This window comes from Microbacterium sp. EB106-03-03-XG65 (assembly GCF_058791955.1).
Window position 1 is genome coordinate 2,778,501 of record NZ_JBYTEB010000001.1, and the last position, 7,194, is coordinate 2,785,694.

Sequence of the window (7,194 nt, forward strand, 5' to 3'; positions counted from 1 at the left end):
AATCGTCGTCGAAATCACCCTCGATCAGGCCGTCTTCGATGATGATCTCCTCGTCACCGGCCTCATCGACTCCGAGTGCCTCGGCGGCGACCTCGGCACGATGTGCCCAGAACTCAGCCTCATCGGTACGTCCGAGGTCTTCGAGGACTGCAGCGCGGGCAGAGAACAGCGCCGGGCTCCACTCGAAGGCACGATCGGGATCGAGCTCAGGAATCTCGAGCTCACCGAGCGCGAGCTCGAGGTCGCCCTGGTCGAGGCGAGCGCCCGACATCGCGATTGCGAGGGACACCCGCACCGGGGTGGGGAGTGCCGATCTGTCGACTGCACGGCCTGTCTCGAGAGCACGGTCGGGACGCCCGATGCCGCGCTCGCTGTCGACCATCAGTGCGATCTGGTCGTCCTTCCCGGAGATCCGGCGGTACGTGCGCAGCTCCCGGAGAGCCAACGCGAAGTCTTCCGTGGCATACGCGGTGATGCCCAGCGTCTCCCGCACGATCGCGATGCGACCAGCGCGGCGCGAGGCAGCGAGGGCGTGCTCATGGGCGAGCGCCGGATCCTCATCGATCAGCGTGGAAGCCATGGCCAGGTGACGCGCGACAAGCTCGGCGTTCTCCTTGCTCAGCGTCTTCAGCTCGTTGCGTGCCGACGTGTGGAGGTCGCGAGCCGTGACCTCATCGGGAATGTGCGGATCGTTGAAGCGAGGACGCTCTGCGGACGCCTGCACCGGACGCTCGCGGCCCGCTCCCCCGCGCTGCGGGTAGGAGCGCGACGAATCGCGGTCCTGTCGCGGTGCACGGTCGTCGCGGTTGTATCCACCCGAGCGCGGAGCGCCACCATCACGGGAGTCGCGGTTGTATCCACCCGAGCGCGGAGCGCCACCATCACGGTTGTCACGGTTGTAACCACCCGAACGAGGAGCGCCGCCGTCGCGGTTGTCACGGTTGTAACCACCCGAACGAGGAGCACCGCCGTCGCGGTTGTCACGGTTGTATCCGCCAGAACGAGGAGCGCCGCCGTCGCGGTTGTCACGGTTGTATCCGCCAGAACGAGGAGCGCCGCCGTCGCGGTTGTCACGGTTGTAACCGCCAGAACGAGGAGCACCACCATCACGGGAGTCACGGTTGTAACCGCCAGAGCGCGGAGCGCCGCCGTCGCGGTTGTCACGGTTGTACCCACCCGAACGAGGAGCACCACCATCGCGGTTGTCACGGTTGTACCCACCCGAACGCGGAACACCACCATCGCGGTTGTCACGGTTGTACCCACCCGAACGCGGAACACCACCATCACGGGAGTCGCGGCTGTAACCACCCGAACGAGGAGCGCCACCATCACGGTTGTAACCACCCGAACGAGGGGCACCACCATCCCGGTTGTAACCGCCGGAGCGCGGAGCGCCACCGTCACGGTTGTAACCACCCGAACGCGGAGCACCGCCATCGCGGCTGTCGCGGTTGTAACCGCCAGAACGGGGAGCACCGCCATCGCGGCTATCACGGTTGTAACCGCCAGAACGAGGAGCACTACCATCACGCGAATCACGGTTGTACCCACCGGAGCGCGGAGCACCACCATCGCGGCTGTACCCACCGGAGCGGGGAGTGCCACCATCGCGGGAGCCGCGGTTGTACCCTCCACCGTCACGGGAATCGCGGTTGTAACCGCCTTCGCGGCGCGGGCCGTCGTCGCGACGAGCGCTGCTGCCGCGGTTCTGCTCCGAGCGGCCACCGGAAGGTCGGTTACCGCGCGATCCATTGTCGTCGTTGCGACGCGGACGGCGCTGTTCGTCTTCCGGCATGATGCTCCCTGTTCTAGATGTTGTTAACGCAAAATGGCCACCCAACGATGGGTGGCCATTTGCTTAAAAGAAGTCCGGCGGTGTCCTACTCTCCCACAGGGTCCCCCCTGCAGTACCATCGGCGCTGTGAGGCTTAGCTTCCGGGTTCGGAATGTAACCGGGCGTTTCCCTCACGCTATGGCCGCCGAAACACTATTGATGTTTCAATCAAACACATAACAAAGTCATTGTCATGCGGTTCTCGACCGTACATCGAGAACCACTCAGTGGACGCGTAGCACCAACAAACGGTGTGTTATCAAGTCATCGGCTTATTAGTACCAGTCAGCTGCATGCATTGCTGCACTTCCACATCTGGCCTATCAACCCAGTAGTCTGGCTGGGAGCCTCTCACCCGAAGGTATGGAAATCTCATCTTGAGGCCGGCTTCCCGCTTAGATGCTTTCAGCGGTTATCCATCCCGAACGTAGCTAATCAGCGGTGCTCCTGGCGGAACAACTGACACACCAGAGGTTCGTCCAACCCGGTCCTCTCGTACTAGGGTCAGATCCTCTCAAATTTCCTACGCGCGCAGCGGATAGGGACCGAACTGTCTCACGACGTTCTAAACCCAGCTCGCGTACCGCTTTAATGGGCGAACAGCCCAACCCTTGGGACCTACTCCAGCCCCAGGATGCGACGAGCCGACATCGAGGTGCCAAACCATGCCGTCGATATGGACTCTTGGGCAAGATCAGCCTGTTATCCCCGAGGTACCTTTTATCCGTTGAGCGACAGCGCTTCCACAAGCCACTGCCGGATCACTAGTCCCGACTTTCGTCCCTGCTCGACCTGTCAGTCTCACAGTCAAGCTCCCTTGTGCACTTACACTCGACACCTGATTGCCAACCAGGTTGAGGGAACCTTTGGGCGCCTCCGTTACTTTTTGGGAGGCAACCGCCCCAGTTAAACTACCCACCATGCACTGTCCCTGAACCGGATTACGGTTCGAAGTTAGATATCCAGAGTGACCAGAGTGGTATTTCAACAATGACTCCACATGAACTGGCGTCCATGCTTCACAGTCTCCCACCTATCCTACACAAGCCACACCGAACACCAATACAAAGCTATAGTAAAGGTCACGGGGTCTTTCCGTCCTGCTGCGCGTAACGAGCATCTTTACTCGTAATGCAATTTCGCCGAGTTCGCGGTTGAGACAGTTGGGAAGTCGTTACGCCATTCGTGCAGGTCGGAACTTACCCGACAAGGAATTTCGCTACCTTAGGATGGTTATAGTTACCACCGCCGTTTACTGGGGCTTAAATTCTCAGCTTCGCCTTGCGGCTAACCGGTCCTCTTAACCTTCCAGCACCGGGCAGGCGTCAGTCCGTATACATCGTCTTGCGACTTGGCACGGACCTGTGTTTTTAGTAAACAGTCGCTACCCACTAGTCTCTGCGGCCACCACACCCTTTTCGGAGCAAGTCCGTATAAGTGGATGGCCCCCCTTCTCCCGAAGTTACGGGGGCATTTTGCCGAGTTCCTTAACCACGATTCTCTCGATCTCCTTGGTATTCTCTACCTGACCACCTGAGTCGGTTTGGGGTACGGGCGGCTAGAACCTCGCGTCGATGCTTTTCTTGGCAGCATAGGATCATCCACTTTTTATCCGCATCGTGTCTCAGCCTGTATGAACGGCGGATTTGCCTACCGTTCGGCCTACGCACTTGCACCAGGACAACCATCGCCTGGCTTGGACTACCTTCCTGCGTCACACCTGTTAATACGCTAACCGCACCAGAATGGGGTCGTGCGCTAGGCCCACCGCGTCACCCCGAAGGGATCAGTCAGTGGGATTCAGACACTTAGCACTACTGGATTAGCTTGGGCGGTTCTTCGCCGGTACGGGAATATCAACCCGTTGTCCATCGACTACGCCTGTCGGCCTCGCCTTAGGTCCCGACTTACCCAGGGAAGATTAGCTTGACCCTGGAACCCTTGGTCTTTCGGAGGACGTGTTTCTCACACGTCTTTCGCTACTCATGCCTGCATTCTCACTCGTGTAGCCTCCACGGCTGGTTTACACCGCCGCTTCGCTGGCCACACGACGCTCTCCTACCCATCAACACGGCTGGACCACGAAGGCCTACCAATAATGTCAATGCCACAACTTCGGTGGCGTGCTTGAGCCCCGTTACATTGTCGGCGCGGAATCACTTGACCAGTGAGCTATTACGCACTCTTTCAAGGGTGGCTGCTTCTAAGCCAACCTCCTGGTTGTCAAGGCAACTCCACATCCTTTCCCACTTAGCACGCGCTTTGGGACCTTAGTTGGTGGTCTGGGTTGTTTCCCTCTCGACTATGAAGCTTATCCCCCACAGTCTCACTGCTGCGCTCTCACTTACCGGCATTCGGAGTTTGGCTGACGTCAGTAACCTTGTAGGGCCCATCGGCCATCCAGTAGCTCTACCTCCGGCAAGAAACACGCAACGCTGCACCTAAATGCATTTCGGAGAGAACCAGCTATCACGAAGTTTGATTGGCCTTTCACCCCTATCCACAGCTCATCCCCTCAGTTTTCAACCTAAGTGGGTTCGGTCCTCCACGACGTCTTACCGTCGCTTCAACCTGGCCATGGATAGATCACTTCGCTTCGGGTCTAGGACATGCGACTGAATCGCCCTATTCAGACTCGCTTTCGCTACGGCTACCCCACACGGGTTAACCTCGCCACATATCGCTAACTCGCAGGCTCATTCTTCAAAAGGCACGCTGTCACAGCTACTAAGGCTGCTCCAACGGTTTGTAAGCAAACGGTTTCAGGTACTATTTCACTCCCCTCCCGGGGTACTTTTCACCTTTCCCTCACGGTACTTGTCCGCTATCGGTCATCTGGGAGTATTTAGGCTTATCAGGTGGTCCTGACAGATTCACACGGGATTTCACGGGCCCCGTGCTACTTGGGATACTCTTCGCGCCACGGTTGGCATTTCGACTACGGGGTTGGCACCCTCTATGACCGGCCTTTCAAGACCGTTCGTCTATACCATCGTGTAACGCCGCCACCTCGGCAGAGATGACTGAAAAGTCCCACAACCCCCAACGTGCAACGCCTGCCGGCTATCACACACGCTAGGTTTAGCCTGTTCCGGTTTCGCTCGCCACTACTAACGGAATCGCGGTTGCTTTCTCTTCCTGTGGGTACTGAGATGTTTCACTTCCCCACGTTCCCTCTACCCGCCCTATATATTCAGGCGGGAGTCACTAGGTCGGCACGCCGCCCAGCGGGGTTTCCCCATTCGGACACCCTCGGATCAAAACTTGCTTATCAGTTCCCCGAGGCTTATCGCAGATTGCTACGTCCTTCTTCGGCTCCAGATGCCAAGGCATCCACCGTTTGCTCTTAAAGACTTGAAATCACATGAGTTTGAATCAGAATCGACACCAGACTCGAAAGCCTGGCATGAAATTGACTAATGATCTTTAAGATCATCTTGTGCAACCAATCCGAAGATCAGTTGCAAGATGCTCGCGTCCACTGTGTAGTTCTCAAAGTACGGGCGGTACCCCTACCAGCAACCCCCACAGGGGAAACCAGAAGAGGCCCAGAGGTACGAAAAACGATCCGAAGATCGCATCCGGTCCCTCAGGACCCAACAGCGTGCAGCCGCCTGCTTGCATCCCCCACCGTTCCAGATCCGAAGACCGTACTAACTGGAGTCAGCTGCGCTGACGGCATGTCAAATGTTCCACCCATGAGCTCCCAGCGAAGAACGTATGCCTTCGAACTGGGTTCTGGACTCCGAAGAGTCAGATGCTCCTTAGAAAGGAGGTGATCCAGCCGCACCTTCCGGTACGGCTACCTTGTTACGACTTAGTCCTAATTACCGATCCCACCTTCGACGGCTCCCTCCACAAGGGTTAGGCCACCGGCTTCAGGTGTTACCGACTTTCATGACTTGACGGGCGGTGTGTACAAGACCCGGGAACGTATTCACCGCAGCGTTGCTGATCTGCGATTACTAGCGACTCCGACTTCATGAGGTCGAGTTGCAGACCTCAATCCGAACTGGGACCGGCTTTTTGGGATTCGCTCCACCTCGCGGTATTGCAGCCCTTTGTACCGGCCATTGTAGCATGCGTGAAGCCCAAGACATAAGGGGCATGATGATTTGACGTCATCCCCACCTTCCTCCGAGTTGACCCCGGCAGTATCCCATGAGTTCCCACCATTACGTGCTGGCAACATAGAACGAGGGTTGCGCTCGTTGCGGGACTTAACCCAACATCTCACGACACGAGCTGACGACAACCATGCACCACCTGTTTACGAGTGTCCAAAGAGTTGACCATTTCTGGCCCGTTCTCGTATATGTCAAGCCTTGGTAAGGTTCTTCGCGTTGCATCGAATTAATCCGCATGCTCCGCCGCTTGTGCGGGTCCCCGTCAATTCCTTTGAGTTTTAGCCTTGCGGCCGTACTCCCCAGGCGGGGAACTTAATGCGTTAGCTGCGTCACGGAATCCGTGGAATGGACCCCACAACTAGTTCCCAACGTTTACGGGGTGGACTACCAGGGTATCTAAGCCTGTTTGCTCCCCACCCTTTCGCTCCTCAGCGTCAGTTACGGCCCAGAGATCTGCCTTCGCCATCGGTGTTCCTCCTGATATCTGCGCATTCCACCGCTACACCAGGAATTCCAATCTCCCCTACCGCACTCTAGTCTGCCCGTACCCACTGCAGGCCGGAGGTTGAGCCTCCGGATTTCACAGCAGACGCGACAAACCGCCTACGAGCTCTTTACGCCCAATAATTCCGGATAACGCTTGCGCCCTACGTATTACCGCGGCTGCTGGCACGTAGTTAGCCGGCGCTTTTTCTGCAGGTACCGTCACTTTCGCTTCTTCCCTGCTAAAAGAGGTTTACAACCCGAAGGCCGTCATCCCTCACGCGGCGTTGCTGCATCAGGCTTGCGCCCATTGTGCAATATTCCCCACTGCTGCCTCCCGTAGGAGTCTGGGCCGTGTCTCAGTCCCAGTGTGGCCGGTCACCCTCTCAGGCCGGCTACCCGTCGACGCCTTGGTGAGCCATTACCTCACCAACAAGCTGATAGGCCGCGAGCCCATCCCCAACCGAAATTCTTTCCAGTAACTGACCATGCGATCGCTACTCGTATCCAGTATTAGACGCCGTTTCCAGCGCTTATCCCAGAGTCAGGGGCAGGTTGCTCACGTGTTACTCACCCGTTCGCCACTGATCCCACAGAGCAAGCTCCGTGTTCACCGTTCGACTTGCATGTGTTAAGCACGCCGCCAGCGTTCATCCTGAGCCAGGATCAAACTCTCCGTAAAAAAGAAATGCATACGACACCGGGAAAACGATGACGCAGCGAGTTTGATGCTGACCAAAGAGACAA

The 7,194-nt window shown here is 57.6% G+C and carries 1 protein-coding gene, 3 rRNA genes and 1 pseudogene; all 5 read right to left on the reverse strand.

What is annotated here, in order from left to right:
- Positions 1-724: pseudogene (locus AC3WS6_RS13165) on the reverse strand (primosomal protein); the annotation flags it as partial.
- Positions 628-1,755 (reverse strand): hypothetical protein, encoded by a 1,128-nt coding sequence (locus AC3WS6_RS13170; protein WP_492501426.1) that lies wholly within the window; start codon positions 1,753-1,755, stop codon positions 628-630. The gene AC3WS6_RS13170 and the pseudogene AC3WS6_RS13165, both read right to left, overlap by 97 nt.
- A 115-nt stretch (positions 1,756-1,870) precedes the next feature.
- A 5S ribosomal RNA gene (gene rrf, locus AC3WS6_RS13175) occupies positions 1,871-1,987 on the reverse strand.
- Positions 1,988-2,092: 105 nt separating this feature from the next.
- Positions 2,093-5,197: ribosomal RNA gene (locus tag AC3WS6_RS13180) — 23S ribosomal RNA — on the reverse strand.
- Positions 5,198-5,605: 408 nt separating this feature from the next.
- A 16S ribosomal RNA gene (locus tag AC3WS6_RS13185) occupies positions 5,606-7,129 on the reverse strand.
- The 16S, 23S and 5S rRNA genes sit together here, the layout of an rRNA operon.
- Positions 7,130-7,194 lie beyond the last annotated feature (65 nt).